The organism is Paracoccus sanguinis (assembly GCF_900106665.1).
In the GTDB taxonomy this organism is placed as follows: Bacteria; Pseudomonadota; Alphaproteobacteria; order Rhodobacterales; family Rhodobacteraceae; genus Paracoccus; species Paracoccus panacisoli.
Window position 1 is genome coordinate 725741 of record NZ_FNNA01000001.1, and the last position, 19506, is coordinate 745246.

17 protein-coding genes and 1 pseudogene are annotated in these 19506 nt (G+C 70.4%); 7 read left to right on the forward strand and 11 right to left on the reverse strand.

Annotated features, from left to right (window positions below):
- Positions 1-12: 12 nt before the first annotated feature.
- A complete protein-coding gene (gene aliA / locus BLW17_RS03620) occupies positions 13-1665 on the forward strand; it encodes a cyclohexanecarboxylate-CoA ligase (RefSeq protein ID WP_036730556.1) in 1653 nt (550 codons plus the stop codon).
- Positions 1662-2429 (forward strand): SDR family NAD(P)-dependent oxidoreductase, encoded by a 768-nt coding sequence (locus BLW17_RS03625; protein WP_036730553.1) that lies wholly within the window; start codon positions 1662-1664, stop codon positions 2427-2429. Before aliA ends, BLW17_RS03625 begins: the two co-directional genes overlap by 4 nt.
- A gap of 9 nt (positions 2430-2438) precedes the next feature.
- Here BLW17_RS03625 and BLW17_RS03630 read toward each other — a convergent pair whose 3' ends face one another.
- The 11 genes and pseudogenes from BLW17_RS03630 to BLW17_RS03680 form a co-directional block, all read right to left on the reverse strand.
- The gene (locus BLW17_RS03630) at positions 2439-3215 is read right to left on the reverse strand and encodes an enoyl-CoA hydratase-related protein (RefSeq protein WP_036730550.1); all 777 of its coding nucleotides are present in this window, start codon (positions 3213-3215) and stop codon (positions 2439-2441) included.
- Positions 3212-4270 carry a zinc-binding dehydrogenase gene (locus BLW17_RS03635; protein ID WP_052176074.1) on the reverse strand — a complete coding sequence of 353 codons (1059 nt, stop codon included), beginning with the start codon at positions 4268-4270 and terminating at the stop codon, positions 3212-3214. The genes BLW17_RS03630 and BLW17_RS03635 overlap by 4 nt, the downstream gene beginning before the upstream one ends.
- Positions 4271-4379: 109 nt before the next feature.
- On the reverse strand, positions 4380-5249 hold the full coding sequence (locus tag BLW17_RS03640; protein ID WP_052176106.1) for a 3-oxoadipate:acetyl-CoA acetyltransferase: 870 nt from the start codon (positions 5247-5249) through the stop codon (positions 4380-4382).
- A 108-nt stretch (positions 5250-5357) separates the two neighbouring features.
- Entirely contained in the window at positions 5358-6620 is a 1263-nt protein-coding gene (locus BLW17_RS03645) for an MFS transporter (RefSeq protein ID WP_052176435.1), read from the reverse strand.
- A 106-nt stretch (positions 6621-6726) separates the two neighbouring features.
- The gene (gene benD, locus BLW17_RS03650; protein ID WP_036734122.1) at positions 6727-7521 is read right to left on the reverse strand and encodes a benzoate diol dehydrogenase BenD; all 795 of its coding nucleotides are present in this window, start codon (positions 7519-7521) and stop codon (positions 6727-6729) included.
- The gene (gene benC / locus BLW17_RS03655) at positions 7518-8564 is read right to left on the reverse strand and encodes a benzoate 1,2-dioxygenase electron transfer component BenC (RefSeq protein WP_036734120.1); all 1047 of its coding nucleotides are present in this window, start codon (positions 8562-8564) and stop codon (positions 7518-7520) included. The genes benD and benC overlap by 4 nt, the downstream gene beginning before the upstream one ends.
- Before the next feature lie 30 nt (positions 8565-8594).
- Positions 8595-8999, reverse strand: a pseudogene (locus BLW17_RS03660) (aromatic-ring-hydroxylating dioxygenase subunit beta); the annotation flags it as partial.
- Positions 9000-9127: 128 nt separating this feature from the next.
- Positions 9128-10504, reverse strand: a complete 1377-nt coding sequence (locus BLW17_RS03665; protein ID WP_036734118.1) for an SRPBCC family protein — start codon at positions 10502-10504, stop codon at positions 9128-9130.
- A gap of 90 nt (positions 10505-10594) precedes the next feature.
- Positions 10595-11530: a catechol 1,2-dioxygenase gene (catA, locus tag BLW17_RS03670; RefSeq protein ID WP_036734116.1), complete on the reverse strand. Its 936-nt coding sequence runs from the start codon at positions 11528-11530 to the stop codon at positions 10595-10597.
- A gap of 73 nt (positions 11531-11603) precedes the next feature.
- Entirely contained in the window at positions 11604-11894 is a 291-nt protein-coding gene (catC, locus tag BLW17_RS03675) for a muconolactone Delta-isomerase (RefSeq protein ID WP_036700720.1), read from the reverse strand.
- Between the two features lie 4 nt (positions 11895-11898).
- A complete protein-coding gene (locus tag BLW17_RS03680; RefSeq protein ID WP_280141319.1) occupies positions 11899-13077 on the reverse strand; it encodes a muconate/chloromuconate family cycloisomerase in 1179 nt (392 codons plus the stop codon).
- Between the two features lie 135 nt (positions 13078-13212).
- Here BLW17_RS03680 and BLW17_RS03685 point away from each other — a divergent pair, with 135 nt between their 5' ends.
- From BLW17_RS03685 to glf, 5 genes are all read left to right on the forward strand, one after another.
- The gene (locus BLW17_RS03685) at positions 13213-14127 is read left to right on the forward strand and encodes a LysR family transcriptional regulator (protein WP_036734115.1); all 915 of its coding nucleotides are present in this window, start codon (positions 13213-13215) and stop codon (positions 14125-14127) included.
- A gap of 91 nt (positions 14128-14218) precedes the next feature.
- Positions 14219-14872: a phosphoglycolate phosphatase gene (gene gph, locus BLW17_RS03690; protein ID WP_036734113.1), complete on the forward strand. Its 654-nt coding sequence runs from the start codon at positions 14219-14221 to the stop codon at positions 14870-14872.
- A 193-nt stretch (positions 14873-15065) separates the two neighbouring features.
- Positions 15066-15686, forward strand: a complete 621-nt coding sequence (locus BLW17_RS03695) for a TetR/AcrR family transcriptional regulator (protein ID WP_052176434.1) — start codon at positions 15066-15068, stop codon at positions 15684-15686.
- Between the two features lie 243 nt (positions 15687-15929).
- The gene (locus tag BLW17_RS03700) at positions 15930-17108 is read left to right on the forward strand and encodes a glycosyltransferase (protein ID WP_036734106.1); all 1179 of its coding nucleotides are present in this window, start codon (positions 15930-15932) and stop codon (positions 17106-17108) included.
- Positions 17105-19504 carry a UDP-galactopyranose mutase gene (gene glf / locus BLW17_RS03705; protein WP_081969155.1) on the forward strand — a complete coding sequence of 800 codons (2400 nt, stop codon included), beginning with the start codon at positions 17105-17107 and terminating at the stop codon, positions 19502-19504. Before BLW17_RS03700 ends, glf begins: the two co-directional genes overlap by 4 nt.
- The last annotated feature ends 2 nt before the right edge of the window (positions 19505-19506 follow it).

Below are 19506 nucleotides of genomic sequence, written 5' to 3' on the forward strand. Positions count from 1 at the left end.
GGAGAGAGACTGATGGACTTCGACGCGATCCTGATCGAGCCGCGGCGCGAGGCGATGACCCGCGCCGGTTTCTGGCCCGACAAGACGGTGAACGACTATTTCGCCGCGGCGCTCGCGGCGGGGCCGGACCGGCTGGCGGTCAGCTCGATCACCGGGGCCGAGGGACTGCGCCACGACCTGACCTGGGCCGAGCTGGACCGCGCCGCCAACCGCGCCGCGGTCGGGCTGACCCGGCTGGGGATCGGCCGGAACGACGTGGTGACCTGCCAGCTTCCCAACAGCTGGCAGTTCGTGGCCACCTATCTCGGCTGCGCGCGGATCGGGGCGGTCTTCAATCCGGTCATGCCGATCTTCCGCGAGCACGAGCTGCTGTTCATGCTGCGTCACGGCGAATCCCGCGTCTTCATCGTCCCTTCGGTCTTCCGCGGCTTCGATCACGCGGCCATGGCCGAAGGGATGCGCGGACAGCTGCCGCAGCTCGAGCATGTCGTCGTGAACGGTGCGGCGGGCGACAACGGCTTCGATGCGCTGCTGGCCAACCCCGCCTTCGACTCCGATCCCGATCTGGACCGGATCGTGACGGCCAACCGCCCCGGTCCCAACGACGTGAACCAGCTGATCTACACCAGCGGCACCACGGGCGAGCCCAAGGGGGTGATGCACACCTCGAACACGATGTATTCCAACATCATCGCCTATGCCGACCGGCTGGGGCTCGGGTCCGATGACGTGATCGCCATGGCCTCGCCGATGGCCCACCAGACCGGCTTCATGTACGGGCTTCTGATGCCGATCTACCTCAAGGCGCGGTCGATCCTGTTCGACACCTGGGACCGGCGGCTCAAGGCGCAGATGGTCGAGGGCGACCGGATCACCTTCACCATGGCCTCGACGCCGTTCCTCATGGACCTCACGCAGGCGGTCGAGGATCACCGCTTCGACAGCTCGTCGCTGCGCACCTTCCTCTGCGCGGGCGCCGCGATCCCCGGCCCGGTGGTCGAGCGGGCGCGCAATATCATGACCGGCACCAAGGTCATCTCGGCCTGGGGGATGACCGAGAACGGCGCGGTCACGCTGGTCGATCCGGCCGACGACGACGAGCGCTCGGTCAACACCGACGGCCGCCCGCTGCCCGGCGTCGAGCTGCAGATCCGCGACGACGCGGGCAACGTCTGCCTGACGGGCACGGCGGGAGAACTGTTCGTGCGCGCCTGTTCGAACTTCGGCGGCTATCTGAAGCGGCCCGAGTGGAACGGCACCGACGCCGACGGGTGGTTCGACACCGGCGACGTCGCGCGGATGGACGAGCGCGGCTACATCCGCATCGCCGGGCGGTCCAAGGACATCATCATCCGCGGGGCCGAGAACATCCCGGTGTTCGAGGTCGAATCGATCCTCTTCAAGCACCCGGCCGTCCATCAGGTCGCCATCGTCGCCTATCCCGACGAGCGGCTGGGCGAACGCGCCTGCGCCTTCGTCACCCTGAAGCCCGGCGCCAGCTTCGACATGGAAGAGATGAAACGCCACCTCGGCGCGCACAAGCTTGCGGTGCAGTACTGGCCCGAACGGCTCGAGATCCGCGAGGCGTTGCCGGCCACGGCCTCGGGCAAGATCCAGAAGTTCGCGCTCAGGAAGATGTTGCGGGACGAGATGGGGCTGGCGTGACCGCGCCGCTGTCCGGGCGGATCGCGGCGGTCACCGGGGCCGGCGGCCCGATGGGCCGGGCGGTGGTCGCGCGGCTGGTCGAGGACGGGGTGGCGGGGCTGGCCCTCACCGACATCTCGGGCGGCCGGCTGGCCGAGGCGCAGGCGTGGCTGGCCGGCGCCGCCCCTGCCCTGCCCGTCGCCTGCCTGCGCGCCGACGTGACCCGCACCGACGAGGCCGCGGCCTTTGCCGAAGCAGCGCTCGCGGAACTGGGGCGGGTCGACATCCTCGTGAACCTTGTCGGCGGGCTGCGCTCGGACCGGCTTTACACGCCCTTCCTCGAGATGACCGAGGACCAGTTCCGCGCCACCTTCGAGCTGAACCTGATGGGCGGGTTCCACCTCGTCCGCGCCTTTGCTCCGGGGATGCTCGCCCGCGGCTGGGGGCGGATCGTCAACGTCGCCAGCATCGTGCTGGGGGGCGAAGCCGGGCAGGCCGACTACGCCGCCGCCAAGGCGGCCGTCGCCTCGCTCACCCGCAGCCTTGCGGCCGAGTTCGCGCCCGCCGTCACGGTGAACTGCGTGGCGCCGGGGCTGACCCGCACCTCGGTCACGCGCAACATCCCCGCGGCCGACGCCGCGCGCCTGGTCGCCGCGGCGATGAACCCGCGCATGGCCGAGCCGTCCGAGACCGCGGCCGCGATCGCCTCGTTCCTGCGCGAGGACGCTGGGTTCCTGACCGGCGAGATGCTGGCGGTGTCGGGCGGAATCCGCCCGCACCTCTAGCGCCGCAGCTCAGCGGTTCTGGAAGCGCGGCGGCCGCTTCTCGGCAAAGGCCGTCATCCCCTCGCGCCGATCCTCGAGCGCGAAGGTCGAATAGAGCAGCCGCCGCTCCAGGTGGATGCCCTCGGCCAGATGCGTCTCATGGGCCTTGTTCACGGCCTCCTTGGCGATCATCAGCACCGGCCGAGAGGCCTCGCCCATCCCGGCGGCGAGCGCGATGGCGGTGGCCAGATGCTCGCCGTCCGGCACCACGCGGCTGACCAGCCCCGCGGCCAGCGCCTTGGCCGCGGTGAGCCGCCGGCCGGTCAGGATCATGTCCATCGCCAGCGCCTTGCCGCCCGCGCGGGTCAGCCGCTGCGTCCCGCCCGCGCCGGGAATGATACCGATCCGCGCCTCGGGCAGGGAAAAACGGGCGCACTCGGCCGCGATGATGATGTCGCACATCAGCGCCAGCTCGAACCCGCCGCCGACGGCATGGCCCGACACCGCCGCGAGGGTCGGCTTGCGGCAGCGGGCCACATTCTCCCACGTCGCGGTGATGAACTCTTCGTCGAAGACCTCGGCGAAGCTCTTGTCCGCGATTTCCTTGATGTCCGCGCCGGCGGCGAAGGCGCGGTCCGAGCCGGTCAGCACGATCGCGTCGATCCCCCCGTCGCGTTCGAACGCGGCGAGCGCGTCAGCGAGTTCGGTCGTCATCTCGAGGTTCAACGCGTTCAGCGCCTCCGGGCGGTTCAGCGTGACGATGCCGACCCCGCCCTCGCGGCGCACGAGGATGCTGCGGTAGCTCATGGTGCGGTGGCCTCCGGTTCGGCGCCCCTCGGTTCAGCAATGGCAATGACGATCTTGCCCAGCCGCTCGGCCGCCTCGAGCCGGGCGAAGGCCGCAGGCACCTCGGCCAGCGGAAACGCGCTGTCGATGGGCGGACGGAAGGCGCCACTTTCGAAGGCGGCGAGCAGGCGGCGGAACTCCTCGAGGCTGCCCATGGTCGAGCCGTGCACCGACAGCTGGCGCACGAACAGCCGCTGGATGTCGGCCGAGGGATGCGCCCCGGTGGTCGCGCCGCAAGTCATCAGCCGCCCGCCACGGGCCAGCACTCGCAGCGACTGCGCCCAGCTTGCCGCGCCGACGTTGTCGATGACCATGTCGGCGCCTGCGCCGCCGGTCAGCGCCAGCACCTGCGCGACCATCTCGGGGTCACGATAGTCCACCGCGGCGACGCCCTCGGCCTCGAAATGCGCGAGCTTCCCGGCCCCGTTGGTCGAGACGATCACCCGCGCCCCGGCCATCCGCGCAAGCTGAAGCGCCGCGTGGGCGACACCGCCCCCGGCGCCCTGGATGAACACCACCTGCCCCGGCCCGGCCGGCACGCGGCCCAGCACCATCCGCCACGCGGTGAGATAGGCGACCCCCAGCGTCGCCGCCGCGTGCAGGTCGGCAGCGGGCGACAGCGGCAGCAGCGCCCGTTCCGGCACCGCCATCACCTCGGTGAAGGTGCCGTCGATATGCTCGCCGAAGATCCGCGCCCGAAGGCAGAGCGGCTGGTCGCCGGCCAGACAATGCCGGCAGCGACCGCAGAAGTCGTACGGGTAGAGGATCACCCGGTCGCCCGCCCGAAAGGCCGAGCCGGGACCAGTCTCGAGCACCTCTCCCACCCCGTCGACGCCCATCACCAGCGGCAGGTCGTGGGTGATCCCCTGGCCCGAGTCGCGCATGTACAGGTCGACACGGTTCACCGAGGCGGCGAGCATCCGCACCAGCACGCCGTCGGCGGGACGTTCTGGCACGGCCCGCTCGGTCAGGCGCGGCCCATGGGTTCCCCGTTCATGCAGGACAATGGCGCGCATGGGCTGTTCCGTCCGCTGAAAACTGCCGGTCCGTGCCGGTCTTCGTCGCGCAAAGGATGCCGCCGCACCGGAAACTATGTCAACCTGTTTACTGAAATCTCGCCCTCGCTCATGCGGCCCTTAGCCCCAGGATCGCGCGGGCCTGCTGCCAGCTTGCCACCGGGCGCTCGTAGCGCTCGCACAACTCCGCCGCCCGCCGCACCAGCGCCGCGTTCGACGGCGCGAGGCGCTCGCGGTCCAGCCGCACGTTGTCCTCGAGCCCCGTCCGCGCGTGCCCGCCCGAGGAGATCGCCCACTCGTTCAGCACGATCTGCGCCGGCCCGATCCCCGCCGCGCACCATGGCGCATCGGCCCCGAACAGCCGTTGCACGGTGCGGATGTAATAGTCGAACACGTCCCGGTCGGCGGGCATCGCGTTCTTCACACCCATCACGAACTGGACGTAGGGCGTGCCCTCAAGCCGCCCGTCATCCGCCATCTTCTTCGCTTGAAGGATGTGCGAGAGGTCGAACGCCTCGATCTCGGGCTTGACGCCGTAGGTCCGCATCTCGGCCGCGAGCCAGTCCACGAGGTCGGGCGGGTTCTCATAGACCCGGGTCGGAAAGTTGTTCGACCCGACCGAGAGGCTCGCCATGTCCGGCGAAAGCGGCAGCATCCCGCCCCGCGCCTGTCCCGCGCCCGAGCGGCCACCGGTCGAAAGCTGGACGATCATGCCGGGGCAATGCGTCTCGATCCCCTCCTTGAGGCGGGCGAAGCGCTCGGGGTCGCTCGTCGGTTTCCCCTCGTCGTCACGGACGTGGCAATGGGCGATGGTGGCGCCGGCCTCGAAGGCTTCCTGCGTCGATTCCACCTGCTCGGCGATGGTGATCGGCACCGCCGGGTTATTTTCCTTCGTCGGCAGCGAGCCGGTGATCGCCACGCACAGGATGCAGGGCTTGCCGGCGTGGGGGTTCGCGGCGGCGGGTGCGGGGTTGGGCATGGGCGGTCTCCGGGCCGGGGTTGGGGCGGACGGGACGAGGGGCCGGGACGGACCCGGCCCCTCGCGCGGCAGATCGGGGCGGGCGCCGGGCCGGGCCGGCGCCGCGCCTCAGGCGGCGGCCAGCATCGGGCGCCGGTCACGGGCGTTGGCGAGGGCGAACACCACCATCGCCAGCGCCGAGATCGCCGCGGGCACCGCGAAGATCAGGAAGTTCTCGCGCAGCGGCAGTTGCTGGGCGAGCAGCACCCCGCCCAGCGTCGGCCCGACGATGGCGCCGACCCGGCCCACACCCGACGCCCAGCCGAGGCCCGAGCCCCGCACCGACAGGTCGTAAAGCTGCGCCACGCTCGCATAGAGCAGGATCTGCGTCCCGATGGTCGTGGCACCAGCCACGAAGATCAGCACGAAGAGCAGCGTGGCCGAGGGGGCAAAGCCGATCAGCCCGATCGACACCGCGGCCAGCGCGAAGAACGCCACCACCACCCGCGGCAGTCCGAAGCGGTCGCCCAGCCGGCCGCCGGCAATCGCGCCGATCATGCCGCCAAAGTTGAGCGAGAAGAGGCTCAAGAGGCTCGCCTTCTCGGCGTAACCGACCTCTTGCAGCAGCTTCGGCAGCCACGACGAGAGCAGATAGACGAGCAGCAGGCAGCAGAAGAACGACACCCACAGCATCACCGTGCGCAACGCCCGGTCATGGCGGAAGAGCTCGGCCACCGAGGCGGACTTACCCTTGCTTTCGGTATAGACGAGCTGCGCGTCGGCCGGCACGGTCGGGTCGATCCGCGCCAGGATGCGGCGTGCCTCGTCCTGCCGGCCCTGACGGATCATGAAGCCGAGCGACTCGGGCAGCCGCCACAGGATCAGCGGCAGCAGCGCGAGCGGCAGGGCGGCGACGAAGAACATCGGCTGCCAGCCGAAGCTGGGGATTAGCCCGATGCCGAGCGCGGCGGCCACCATGCCGCCCACCGAGTAGCCCGAGAACATGATCGCCACCATCGTGCCGCGCAGGCGCTTGGGGGCGTATTCGTTCATCAGCGCGACGGCGTTGGGCATCAACCCGCCGCAGCCGAGGCCGGCGATGAAGCGGAACACCTTGAACTGCTCGGGCGTCTGGGCAAAGCCGGTCAGCACCGTCGCCGTGGTGAACAGGGCGAAGCTGATCGCCACGCCCTTCTTGCGGCCGATCCGGTCGGCGAGCGAGCCGAGCACCAGCGCGCCGAACATCATCCCGAACAGCGCCCAGGCCTGCAGCGCGCCGGCCTGCGGCTTGGTCAGGCCCCATTCCTTGATCAGCGTCGGCAGCACCGTGCCGGCCACGAACACGTCATAGCCGTCCACGATCAGCAGGATGCCGCAGAGCGCCACCACCATCCATTGAAGCGGCCGAACGGGCTTCGGTCGATCGCCGCATTGACGTCCAGGGTTCTCATCTTCGGGGTTTCCTCCTCCCAGTTGGTCGTTGGGGGACTGGGCCGTTTCAGCCCAGATCGCCCCCGGCCACCGGCAGGATGCTGCCGGTGATGTATCCCGCCTCGTCCGAGGCGAGGAACAGGATGGGCGCCACCTGTTCGTCGATGGTGCCGTAGCGGTGCAGAAAGGCCGACTGCGTCACCTGCGCCACGACCTCGGCCATCCACGCGCGCTCGGCGTCGCTGTCGCCCTCGGCGTTGCGGGGGACGCGGCGGGGCGGGGCCTCGGTGCCGCCGGGGGCGGTGGCCACCACGCGGATGTTCTGGTCGGCCAGCTCCATCGCCAGCGACTGGGTGATGGCGTTGATCCCGCCCTTGGCCGCCAAATAGGGCACGCGGTGGATGCCGCGGGTGGCGTTCGACGAGACGTTGACGATGGTGCCGCCGCCCCGCGCGGAGAGATGCGGCAGCACCGCCCGGCAGCAGTAGAGCGTCGGCATCAGCGAGCGGCGGATCTCGGCGTCGATCTGCTCGGGCTCGAAGGCCGAAAACGGGCGCATGCGGATCGCGCCGCCGACGTTGTTGATCAGGATGTCGAGGCCGCCGAAGCGCTCGACCGCGTGGGCCATGGCCGCCTCGGCCCCGGCGTAGGTCTCGAGATCGGCGGTGAAGGCTGAGGCCTCGCCGGCGCTGCCGGCCGCCTCGGCCGCGACCTCGGCCACGAAATCGGCGCGGTCGACCAGCAGCACGTGCCCGCCCTCGGCAGCGACGCGCAGCGCAACGGAACGGCCGATGCCCTGGGCCGCGCCGGTGACGACCAGCACCTTGCCCGCGAACCGGCCCGCAAACACGGCGCCGCTCATGCGGCGTCCGCGGTATCGGTGGCGGGGGTCGCGCCGGCGGGGGCGTTCGGGGTGAACTTCTCGTAGTGGAAGTTCGCGGGCGCGATGCCGGTCGTGTCGAGATGCCGGCGCACCGCATCCACCATCGCGGGCGGCCCGCAGAGATAGAGGTCGAAGCCGCCATCGGTCAGGTCGTCGGGCATATGCTGGGTCACCCAGCCCTTGCGCGGATGCGCCGACGCCTCGTCGGCCACCACGGTGCTGTAGGTGAAGTTCGGCAGCCGTGCCGCATAGGCCGCGATCTCGTCCTCGAGCACCAGATCGAGATCGCGGGTCACGCCATAGATCAGGTGGATCTTCTGGGTCGAGCCCGCCCGCGCCAGCACCTCGAGCATCGACAGGAACGGCGCCAGCCCGGTCCCGCCTGCGAGGAACAGAAGCGGCCGCACCGGCTCACGCAGGTAGAAGCTGCCCAGGGGGCCGGTCAGCTCGATCCGGTCGCCCACCGCGGCGCGCGACAGCCAGCCGCTCATCAGCCCGCCGGGGATGGTCTTGATGACGAAGCCCACCCGCCCCTCGGCCGGCGCGGTGCTGAAGGAATAGCTGCGGTGATCGCCGCTGCCCGGCACGTCGATGTTGACGTACTGGCCGGGCAGGAACACCGGGGCCGCGCCGTCCACGTCGAGCTCCAGCACGATCGCCGCGTCCTTGTGCGGCGCGACCCGCGCGACGGTGGCGGCGAACTTCTGCTGGCCGGTCTTGCAGACGGTGGACGGCACCGGCACCGCCAGCACGCAGTCGCTGCTGACGGTCATCTGGCAGGTGAGGACCAGCCCCTCGGCGGCCTCGTCCTCGGTCAGGGCGTCCTCGATGTAGTCGTCGCCCAGGTCATAGCTGCCGCGCTCGGCCCGGCACTTGCAGGTGCCGCAGACGCCGTCCGAGCAATCCATCGGCAGGTTGATCTTGGCGCGGTAGGCGGCGTCGAGCACCTTTTCCCCCGCCCCGCAGTCTATGAAGCGGGTCACCCCGTCCTCGAAGTTCAGCGCGATCGTATAGCTGGACATGGAACCCCTCCTCGGTCCGGTGCCCGGCGGTCAGACGTGATAGACGTCGATGACCTGCCGGATGTAGTCGTTCTTGAGGACGATCTTCTTGGCCGCGATCACCATCCCGTCGCCCTGACGGCGCAGGGTGACGAAGGTCGTGCCGAAGAACCGATCGGTGGTGTTGTAGCGCTGGCTGAGCGTGTGGAAGTTGTAGCGCACGTCCACCTCGTCGCCGCGATCGGCCAGCACCTCGACGTTCGTCACCGAATGGCTGGTGCGCGGCTCGGGGGTCGAGGCGCCCGAGCGTTCCGTCTCGATGCGGAACACCCGGTCCTCGAGCCCGTCGCGGTCGGGGTAGTACATCAGCGAGATCTGCGACTGCGGATCCTCGGTGATGCGGTCGTCGTCGTCCCAGGCCGGCATCCAGTAGCTCGCGTCAGGCGCGTAGCAGTCGAGCCACGCCTTTCACTCGCGATCGTCGAGATGGCGCGCCTCGCGGTAGAGGAAGGCGCAGATGGCGGCGTGGGAAAAGCCGGGCTGGACGCTCTGGCTGGCGGCGGGGGTCATGGTGTCGATCCGGGTCATTCCGCGGCCTCCAGCATCTGGCCGGCGCTGCGGCGCTCGGTCTCGAGCGCGGACTGCATCGCCTCGCGCCAATAGGCGTGCTGACGCACGAACAGCCCCTCGTCCTCGGAGCGTTCGCCCGACAGCTGCGGGTTCAGCCCCATGCGGCGGGCGTTCTCGTCCGGCCCCTCGACCCACAGCGGCGCGCCGCGCGACATGTCGTTCCAGAGCGCGGCGGTGCCGGCATAGGCGGTCTGGCAGGCGCGGAACTCCTCGAGATCGTCCGAGGTGCCCATGCCCGAGACGTTGAAGAAATCCTCGTACTGACGGATGCGGGTGGCGCGGTCCTGGGCGCTTTCGCCCTTGGGGGCGAAGCAGAAGATGCTGACCTCGGTCCGGTCCACCGCCAGCGGCCGCACGACCCGGATCTGGGTCGAGAACTGGTCCATCAGGAACACGTTCGGGTAGAGGCCGAGGTTGCCGGTCTGGCCGACGATGAACTTCGCCCGTTCCTCGCCCACGCGGGCGGCGATCTCGTCGCGGTGGGCCCAGACCGGGCGCACCTCGGGGTTCATGGTGTTGGTCCACAGCAGGATGTGGCCGTTCTCGAACCCGTAGACGCCGGCGACCGATTTCGACCAGCCCGAGGCGTCCACGGCCTTGGTCCCCTCTTCCTTCCGGCGGCCCATGGTGGCCTGGTAATTCCAGTGAACGGAGCTGACGTGATAGCCGTCGCAGCCGTTCTCCATCTGCAGCTTCCAGTTGCCGTCGTAGATGTAGGACGAGTTGCCGCGCAGCACCTCGAGCCCGTCGGGCGCCTGATCGACGATCTGGTCGATGATCACGCGGGCCTCGCCCAGGTAGTCCTCGAGCGAAGGCGACTCCGGGTTCAGGCTGCCGAACAGGAAGCCCCGGTAATTCTCGAACTTCGCCACCTTCGTCAGGTCGTGCGAGCCGTTCTTGTTGAACTGTTCGGGATACTGGGTGGTCTTTTCGTCCTTCACCTTCAGCAGCTTGCCGGTGTTGGAGAAGGTCCAGCCGTGGAACGGGCAGGTGAAGCTGCCCTTGTTGCCGTGCTTGCGCCGGCAGAGCATCGCCCCCTTGTGGGCGCAGGCGTTGATGACCGCGTTCAGCGCGCCGGTCTTGTCGCGGGTGATGACGATCGGCTGCCGGCCGATCCAGGTGGTGTAGTAGTCGTTCACCTCGGGGATCTGGCTTTCGTGCGCCAGATAGACCCAGTTCGCCTCGAAGAGATGCCGCATCTCGAGCTCGAACAGGTCGGGGTTGGTGAAGATGTCGCGGCGGCAGCGGAACACGCCGGTCTCGGGATTGTCTTCGACGGCGGTCGCCAGCAGCTGGTCGAGATCGCGCGCCTTGTCGATGATCGCGGACATGAGGTCTCCTCCCGGGGGCCGCGCCGGTTCGGGCGCGGGCCCCCGCTCAAATGTCGGGGATGTTCGGGGCGGGGTGCGGGTCGCGGGCCGTCAGGCGGCCGCGCGGCGCCGCTGTTCGTTGATCTGGTTGTCCACGCCGTCCACCAGCGCGGTCAGGTAGATGTCGAACTCGATCTCGGCGAACGGGCCGTTCAGGCCGTTGGCGTTGATGCTTTCGTCGTCGGTGCGCTCGTTGATCTTCGGCACCAGCCCCTCGCGGGTGGCATAGGCGAAGTCGTCGTCGATCAGCGGATCACCCTCGATGTTGATCTGGGTGGTCAGCTTGCGGTGGCCGTCGGCGCTGATGAAGAAGTGGATGTGCGCCGGACGCTGCCCGTGCCGGCCCAGCGCCGACAGAAGCTTCTCGGTCGGGCTGCCGGGCGGCACGCCGTAGCCCGAGGGCAGGATCGACTGGAACTTGTAGCGGCCGTTCTCGTCGGCATAGATCGTGCGCCGCATGTTGAAGGGCGCCTGCTGGCCGGTGGGATCGAAGTGCGAGTAGAACCCGCGGGTGTCGCAGTGCCACACCTCGACCTTGGCGCCGGGCAGCGGGCGGCCCTGGGCGTCGTGCACGACCCCGTGCATCACCAGCGTCTGGCCCTCGGCGGTGCCATCGTCGAGCCGCGCGAAGCCGGTCGATTCCGGGGCGCCCGCGACATAGAGCGGACCCTCGATGGTGCGGGGCGTCGGGTTCTCGATCCCCATCGCCGCGTCGATGGCGTCCAGCCGCTCGTCGATGAAGTGATCGACGCCGAGACCGGGCGAGATCAGCCCCGCCTGCCCCGCCGCGCCGAGATCGTTCAGCCAGGCGACGCCGGTCCAGTATTCGTCGGGGGTGATGTCCAGATCGCCGATGGCACGGAACAGGTCCGACATCAGCCGGTGGGTGATCTGCTTCATCCGGTCGTTGCCGGTGTCGCTGTTCAGGCCGCTGAGTTCGCGCAGGAACGCCTGCACATCGGGGCGGTCGTAGATCTTCACGCTCATGGGTTCTCCTCCGGTATGACGTGATCTTCTGGGGACGCGGGGGGCGGTTCCTCGGCCGGCCCCGCGCGGGATGTCAGCTGTCGTCCGCGCGGATGGCGGACGGGTGCCGCAGCAGCGGCATCACGGTGATCTTCATGAAGGGAAAGAGCGGCAGACCCGACAGGATCTCGTGCAGCTCATCGTTGTCGGCGACGTCGAGGATGCTGACGTTCGCGTACTCACCCGCGATCCGCCAGATGTGGCGCCACTTCCCCGACGACTGCAGCGCCTGCGAATAGGCCTTCTCGCGGGCGAGCAGGTCGGCGCGCGCATCGGCCGGCAGGTCGCGGGGGATCGAGACATCCATGCGGACGTGAAACAGCATCGGCCTATCCTCTCTTGCGGTCGAACCCGTCGCGGGCGAACGCCGCGACGCGGTCCTCGTCCAGCGCGATCCCAAGGCCCGGCCCGGTCGGGACGGTCAGGTGGAAGTCGCTGTAGTCCAGCGGCTCGCGCAGGATCTCTTCGGTCAGCAGCAGCGGGCCGAAGAGCTCGGTCCCCCACTGGAGCTGCGCGAAGGTGGCGAAGGCGTGCGCCGAGACGATGGTGCCGACTGCCCCCTCGAGCATCGTGCCGCCGTAAAGCCCGATCCCCGCCGCATCCGCGATCGCCGCCACCCGCAGCGCGGCAAAGGCGCCGCCCGACTGCTCGAGCTTGACGGCGAAGACATCGGCGCCGTGGACGCGGGCGATCTCGAAGGCCGAGTCCGGGCCGGTGAGCGATTCGTCGGCCATGAGCGCCAGGGGGAAGCGGCGCACCAGCCGGCCCAGCGCCGACGCCTGCGCGACCGGCTGCTCGACCAGCTCGCAGCCCGCATCAGCCAAGGCCGCCATGCCGCGCGCGGCGTCCGCCTCGCTCCACGCCATGTTCACGTCGACGCGGACCGCGCCCCGCTCGCCCAGGGCCCGCTTGATCGCGGCCACGTGGGCGATGTCGTCGCTGAGCGGCCGCGCGCCGATCTTTAGCTTGAAGATGCGGTGCCGGCGCAGGTCGAGCATCCGCTCGGCCTCGTCGATGTCGCGGCCCGTGTCGCCCGAGGCGAGGGTCCACGCCACCGGCAGCCGGTCGCGGCGGCGCCCGCCCAGCAGCTCGCTGACCGGCAGTCCCAGCCGCTTGCCGTGGGCATCGAGCAGCGCCGTCTCGACCGCCGACTTCGAGAAGCGGTTCTCCTTCACCATCGACCCGACTCGGGCCATCAGCGCCTGCACCCGCGTGGCGTCCTGCCCGATCAGCAGCGGCGCCACATAGCGGTCGATCGCCAGCCTCATGCTTTCCGGGCTTTCGCCGCCATAGGCGAGCCCGCCGATGGTGGTGCCCTCGCCGACGCCGGTGACGCCGTCGCTGCAGGTGATCCGGACCAGCATCAGCGTCTGGCCGTTCATGGTGGCGACCGACAGCTTGTGCGGCCGGATGGTCGGCAGATCGACCAGCACCGTCTCGACCCGTTCGACGACGGGGGCGGCCAGTGCGGTGTCGGAGGGGGCGATGAGCTTGTTCATGTCGCCCATGTGACAGGCCGGCCACGAGTCGGTCCAACATCATTTGAATCTGCCGCGATACCCTCAGGGTATGGTATGGTGATCCGACACTTGCTGCGCTGCGCCGCGGCGAGGCTGCATACCCGTCGCAACAGGGATGACCGCATGGACCTGCGCCAGCTTCGCTACTTCGTCGCGGTCGCCCGCGAGCGCAATTTCACCCGCGCGGCCGAGCAGTTGCACATCGCCCATCCCCCGCTGAGCCGGCAGATTCAGCTGCTGGAGGAGGAGTTGGGGGTGGAGCTGTTGTCGCGCAGCGCCCGTCCCGTGCGGATGACCGAGGCCGGGCGGCTCTTCTACGAACAGGCGCTGCAGATCCTCGGCCGGGTCGAGCAGATGGCCGAATCGACCCGGCGCGTCGGCCGCAACCAGAACCGGGTGCTCTCGATCGGCTTCGTGCCCTCGACGCTCTACGGCGGTCTGCCGGGGCTGGTCCGCAAGCTGCGCAGTCGGGCGCCGACGCTCGACATCCAGTTGCTCGAGATGCTCTCGACCCAGCAGATCGCCGCGTTGAAGGAGGGGCGGATCGACATCGGCTTCGGCCGGTTGCGCCACGCCGACCCCGGGGTGGCCAGCACGACCCTGCGCGAGGAACGGCTGACCGTCGCCCTGCCCCGCGCCTGGCCCCTGTCGGAAACCTCGGCGCCCATCCCGCTCAAGGCCCTGGGGGGACGGAAGCTGATCATCTACCCGAGCGAGCCGCGGCCGAGCTATGCGGACTTCGTGCTGACGCTGCTGCGCGAGGCCGAGGTCGGGCCGATCGAGGTGCAGGAGGTGCGCGATATCCAGACCGCCCTCGGCCTCGTCGCCGCAGAGGCCGGGGTCTGCATCATCCCGATGTCGGCCCGGCAGATGCGGTCGGACGTAGTGTTCCGCCCGGTGGCCGACCCGCAGGCGACCTCGCCGGTGATCCTCAGCCACCGGGCCGGCGACGAATCCGCGACGCTCGACATGGTGCGCGAGATCATCGACGAGATCTACGCCGAAGCCCCCCCGTGGCTTGACCCTTCGCCCGTGTGAGTGCGGGCCAAGGGTTGACCGCGGTGCACGGGGCGGCGATGCCTGCGCCGCCTGCACCGCAGGCGTTAGCACCGCGGGCGAAGGGGCCGGCATGATCGTCATCTTCGACCTCGACGGCACGCTGATCGACAGCGCCGCCGACATTCACGCCACCGCCAACGCCGTGCTTGCGTCCGAGGGGCTGGCGCCGCTCGACCTGCAGACCGTCCGCGGCTTCGTCGGGCGCGGCGTGCCGCATCTCGTCGGCTGCCTGCTTGCAGCGCATAACATCACCGACCGCGCGCGGCAGGCGCGGATGGAGGCGCGGTTCGCGTCGCTCTACGACGACGCGGTGGGCCTGACCCGCCCCTACCCCGGCGTCCCCGAGGCGCTCGAGACGCTGCGGGCTGCCGGTCATGTGCTCGGCATCTGCACCAACAAGCCCGTCTCGCCAGCGCGGGCGGTGCTGCGCCATCTCGGGCTCCTCGACCACTTCACGGCGGTGATCGGCGGCGATTCCTGCCCCCGCCGCAAGCCCGACCCCCTGCCGCTGTGGCAGGCCCGGGCCGACTGCGGCGGCGGGTCCTCGCTGATGGTGGGCGACAGCGAGATCGACGCCGAATGCGCGGCCGCCGCCGGAATACCGCTGCTTCTGTTCACGCGCGGCTACCGCCGCACGCCCGTCGAAGACCTTCCCCACGCGCGCGCCTTCGACGATTTCGCCACGCTTCCCGACGCGGTGAAGGCGATCGCAGCGACAGCCTGATCGCCGACGGACCCGCCGGCCCAACGGCTTCGATACAGCGGGTGTGGCGATTCTGCGTCACCCCGCGGGATCGTCATTTGGCATCAGGCAACAAAAGTTTATAGTCCGCCGCATTCCCTTTCCTGTCCCTCTTGCCGTCCCCGAGACCGATGCGCCTCGCCACCCCTGACCTGTATCCCGCGCGGCGCGCCCCATGAGACCGCGCGGCAGCCGCAACGCCAGCTATGACAAGCGCCGGGCCGAGCTGCTCGAGCGCCTGACGCTGCGGCTGTGCAACCGTGAAACCGGGTGGCCGACCATGCGCGAGCTGGCGGCGGCGGCGAATTGCAGCGTCTCGACGCTGAGCCATTATTTCGGCCGGCGCGAGGACGTGGTGCGGGCGGTGCTGCACCACATCGCCGTTGGGACCGAGGACCAGCTTGCCGCGACCCGGATGCCCGAGGGGCCGTTCGAGGCCTCGGTCCACGCCGCCGCCGGGCGCGCGGCGGCCGCGTTGCACGATCCGGCCATCGCCCGGATGCTGGCGATGGGGCTGATCGAGGCGCTGAGCGCCTCGGTGCTGGGGCCGAGCTTCCTCGGCACCATGCTCGATCCCTTCGTCGCGGCGCTGGCCGAGCGGCTGGATGTCCACGTCGCGGCCGGCGAGATGCGCCCGGTGGACACGCGGATGGCGGCGATGGACATCATCTCGCCGATCCTTCTGGCCGCGCTGCACCAGCGCGAGCTGGGCGGGGCGGGGTGCAACCCGCTCGACGCCGCGGCCCACGCGACCCACGTCGCCGACGGGTTCGTGGCCGCCTACGCGAAGCGCTGACACCGTTCGCGCGGGGCGGGCCGGATGCCGCGCCCCTGCGACAGAACGCTTGCTTTTCCGCCGGGACCCGTCACTGTTCCCCTCACGTCCGGTCGAGTCGCGCGGTGCCGCATCGCCGCCCGACGCCCGGCCCCGAGCTTCGGCGAACCTCCGCCCTGCCCGGGCGCTCGGGGCTTGTGGCGCTTCCGACATTATCCTATGCCGACTGTTACAAGAAGTCTGGTTGGCGGGATCGTGTGCGAGATGGGGAAAGGCCCGAACAGGATCGTCTGCATCTCGGATTTCTGCGACGATCCGCACCCCGGCGCGCCCTCGGCCGATATCGGCCGCGACTGGTCCGCCGCCGCCTCTCCCCTCATCGCTGACGACCGCAGGCCGCCGCGCGTGACCGGCGGGTACCTCGAGCGCCTGCCCCTGGCCGCGGTGGCCGCCGGCCTCGTCGACCAGGCCGAGATCTGGAGCTGGACCGCCCACGACGAGCGCGCCGACAGCGCCGCCGGGCGGCTGACCGGCGCCCCCGATCCCGACCGCCCGCGGCTGACCCGGCGGGTATTCCGCGCCGACGGCCACCCCGCGCCCTACGGCTCGGCCGATGCGCGGGCGCATCTGGCCGCCGCGGGCGCGCCGGACATTCTCTGCGTCTGGGGCCTGGGGGTGGAGGCCGCGCTGCTCGACGCGTGCGGGGGGGCGGTGCGGATCTACAACTCGATCGACGCGCCGGCGCTGCGCATCCCCGACGACGTCGCCGCCCGCTTCGACCTGTTCCTGACCGGCGCCGAATGGCAGTCCGAGGCGATCCGCGCCCGCGTCCCCGGCGCCCGCACCCTGGTGCTGCCGATCGGGCCCGAGTTCGCCTCGGGCGAGACGTTCCACCCGACCGGGGCGCCCAAGGACCGCGACGTGGTCTATGTGGCCTGCACCCAGCCCTACAAGCGCCACCATGTCCTGTTCGACGCGCTCGCGGCGAACCCCGGCACCACGGCGCTGCTGGTCGTGGGCTACGGCCACCTGACCGACGAGCTGCGCGCCGACGCCGCCCGGCGCGGGCTCGACGTCGAGATCGTCGGGCCGATGCCGCATGACGAGGTCAACCGCCAGATCAACCGCGCCCGCGTCGGCGTGGTCTGCGGCCGCGACGACGGGGCGCCCGCGATCCTGACCGAATACATGCTCGCCGGGCTGCCGGTGCTGGCCAACGCGGACCTCAGCTGCGGGCTGCAGTACATCACGCCCGAGACTGGCCTTGCCGCCGCGGAAGGCCCCGCCTTCGCCGCCGCGCTGCGCCGGCTGATCGACACCGCCGACCGTTATGACCCGCGCCCCGTTGCGCTCGACCGCTGGGGCTGGCCTGCCTCGATCGCCCGGCTCGGCGCCGAGATCGAGGCCATCCGCCGCGCGCGGGAAGGAAAGGATGCCGCATGAACGACGCCCGCCCCCTCGAGGAGCGCGAGACGCTCGACACCGCGCGGCCCGTGGCGCTGGCCTCTGACCCGGCACGGAATGGGGGCGAGCCGCCGATCATCTGCTTTTCCCACCTTCGCTGGGATTTCGTCCACCAGCGCCCGCAGCACCTGATCGGCCGCTTCGCCGCCCACCGCCGGGTACTGTTCTGGGAAGAGGCGATCCCCACCAGCCACCACCTGCCCTATCTCGAGTTCCACGCCTTCGAGGGCACCACCGTCCAGTCGATCCGCCCCCGCGTCCCCGACCGCTGGACGCCCGCCGAGCAGGAAAAGGCGCTGTCGCGGCTGCTCGACCAGATGCTCGGGCTGACCGGCATCCGCCGGCCGGTGCTGTGGTTCTACACCCCGATGCTGTGGCCCGTCGCCGCCCATGTCGAGGCCGCGGCGGTCGTCTATGACTGCATGGACGAGCTGTCGGCGTTCCGCTTTGCCCCGCCCGAGCTGGTCGCGCGCGAGACCGCGTTGCTGGCCGCGGCCGACGTCGTCTTCACCGGCGGCTGGTCGATCTGGGAGGCGAAGCGCACCCGCCACGACAACATCCACGCCTTCCCCTCGTCGGTCGACACCGCCCATTTCGCCCGCGCCCGCGGGCCGCTGGCCGAGCCCGCCGACCAGGCCCGCCTGCCGCGCCCGCGGCTCGGCTATTACGGCGTCATCGACGAGCGGCTGGACCTCGGGCTGATCGCGGGCCTCGCCGCGGCGCGCCCGGCGTGGCAGATCGTGATGGTCGGCCCGGTCGCCAAGATCGCGCCCGAGGACCTGCCGAAGGCGCCGAACCTGCACTGGCTGGGGCAGAAGTCCTATGACGAGCTGCCTGCCTATCTGTCGGGCTGGGACGTGGCGCTGATGCCCTTTGCGCTGAACGAGGCCACGCGCTTCATCTCGCCCACCAAGACGCCCGAGTATCTCGCGGCCGGGCGGCCGGTCGTCTCGACCCCGGTGCGGGATGTGGAGCGTCACTACGGCACGCTCGACGCGGTGCATATCGCCGGGCCGGGGCCGGACTTCCTCGCCGCCTGCGACGCGGCGATGGCGCAGGCGCAGGGGGGTGAGACCGGCTGGCGCGATCAGGCCGACGCGGCGCTTGCCTCGCTCAGCTGGGACACGACCTTCGCGGGCATGGCCGCGCATCTCGACCGCGCGGTGCGGCGCCGGGCTGCGCCATGCCCGCCGGCGGACCGCTTTCCCGCCCCCGGCCTGCGCCGCGGCGCGCGCAAGTACGACGTGACAATCTGCGGCGCGGGCTTTGCCGGCGCGGTGCTGGCCGAGCGGCTGGCCGAGGCCTCGGGGCAGCGGGTGCTGGTCGTGGACAAGCGCGACCACATCGCCGGCAACGCCTATGACCACCGCGACGCGGCGGGCATCCTCGTCCACCGCTACGGGCCGCATATCTTCCACACCAACAGCGACGAGGTGGTGGCCTATCTCTCGCGCTTCACCGCCTGGCACCCGTATGAGCACCGGGTGCTGGCGCAGGTGGGCGACGCGCGGGTGCCGATGCCGATCAACCGGACCACGCTCAACGCGCTTTACGGCGCGGGGCTCAGGACCGATGCCGACGCCAAGGCCTTCCTCGCCGCGCTGGCCGAGCCGGTGGCCGACATCCGCACCTCGCGCGACGTGGTAGTGAGCGCGGTGGGCACGGCGCTCTACGAGACGTTCTTTCAGGGCTACACCCGCAAGCAATGGGGGCTGGACCCGAGCCAGCTCGACCGCTCGGTGACGGCGCGGGTGCCGACGCGGACCTCGGACGACGACCGCTATTTCACCGACAGCTTCCAGGCCATGCCGCGCGATGGCTACACGCGGATGTTCGAGCGGATGCTCGACCATCCCCGCATCGACCTCGCGCTCGGGCAGGATTTCCACGAGCTGCCCGCCGCCGACCGCGGACCGCTGACGGTCTATACCGGGCCGATCGACGCCTTCTTCGGCCACCGCTTCGGGCATCTGCCCTACCGCAGCCTCAGCTTCCGCCACGAGACCCACGACCGCCGCCGCTTCCAGGAGGTGGGGGTGGTGAACTACCCGGCCGAGGACGTGCCGTGGACGCGGATCACCGAGTACAAGCACCTGACCGGGCAGGTGCATCCGAAGACCTCGATCACCTATGAGATCCCGTCGGACACGGGCGATCCCTACTACCCGATCCCGCGGCCCGAGAACCAGGCGCTGTTCAAGCGGTATGAGGCGCTGGCCGATGCCGAGCCGGGGGTGATCTTCGCCGGGCGGCTGGGCAGCTACCGCTACTACAACATGGACCAGGTGGTCGGTCAGGCGCTGGCGATCCATCGCCGCCTCGCGCCCCGGCTGGCCGCCGCGGTCCCCCATGCCCAGGCGGCGGCCGGGGGCTGAAC

Bases quoted from the DNA above. Each gene is read 5' to 3' on its own strand.
- aliA (WP_036730556.1), top strand. From the start codon at position 13: ATGGACTTCGACGCGATCCTGATCGAGCCGCGGCGCGAGGCGATGACC.
- BLW17_RS03630 (WP_036730550.1), bottom strand. From the start codon at position 3,215: ATGAGCTACCGCAGCATCCTCGTGCGCCGCGAGGGCGGGGTCGGCATC.
- BLW17_RS03635 (WP_052176074.1), bottom strand. From the start codon at position 4,270: ATGCGCGCCATTGTCCTGCATGAACGGGGAACCCATGGGCCGCGCCTG.
- BLW17_RS03640 (WP_052176106.1), bottom strand. From the start codon at position 5,249: ATGCCCAACCCCGCACCCGCCGCCGCGAACCCCCACGCCGGCAAGCCC.
- BLW17_RS03645 (WP_052176435.1), bottom strand. From the start codon at position 6,620: ATGGTGGTGGCGCTCTGCGGCATCCTGCTGATCGTGGACGGCTATGAC.
- benD (WP_036734122.1), bottom strand. From the start codon at position 7,521: ATGAGCGGCGCCGTGTTTGCGGGCCGGTTCGCGGGCAAGGTGCTGGTC.
- benC (WP_036734120.1), bottom strand. From the start codon at position 8,564: ATGTCCAGCTATACGATCGCGCTGAACTTCGAGGACGGGGTGACCCGC.
- BLW17_RS03665 (WP_036734118.1), bottom strand. From the start codon at position 10,504: ATGTCCGCGATCATCGACAAGGCGCGCGATCTCGACCAGCTGCTGGCG.
- catA (WP_036734116.1), bottom strand. From the start codon at position 11,530: ATGAGCGTGAAGATCTACGACCGCCCCGATGTGCAGGCGTTCCTGCGC.
- catC (WP_036700720.1), bottom strand. From the start codon at position 11,894: ATGCTGTTTCACGTCCGCATGGATGTCTCGATCCCCCGCGACCTGCCG.
- BLW17_RS03680 (WP_280141319.1), bottom strand. From the start codon at position 13,077: ATGGGCGACATGAACAAGCTCATCGCCCCCTCCGACACCGCACTGGCC.
- BLW17_RS03685 (WP_036734115.1), top strand. From the start codon at position 13,213: ATGGACCTGCGCCAGCTTCGCTACTTCGTCGCGGTCGCCCGCGAGCGC.
- gph (WP_036734113.1), top strand. From the start codon at position 14,219: ATGATCGTCATCTTCGACCTCGACGGCACGCTGATCGACAGCGCCGCC.
- BLW17_RS03695 (WP_052176434.1), top strand. From the start codon at position 15,066: ATGAGACCGCGCGGCAGCCGCAACGCCAGCTATGACAAGCGCCGGGCC.
- BLW17_RS03700 (WP_036734106.1), top strand. From the start codon at position 15,930: ATGGGGAAAGGCCCGAACAGGATCGTCTGCATCTCGGATTTCTGCGAC.
- glf (WP_081969155.1), top strand. From the start codon at position 17,105: ATGAACGACGCCCGCCCCCTCGAGGAGCGCGAGACGCTCGACACCGCG.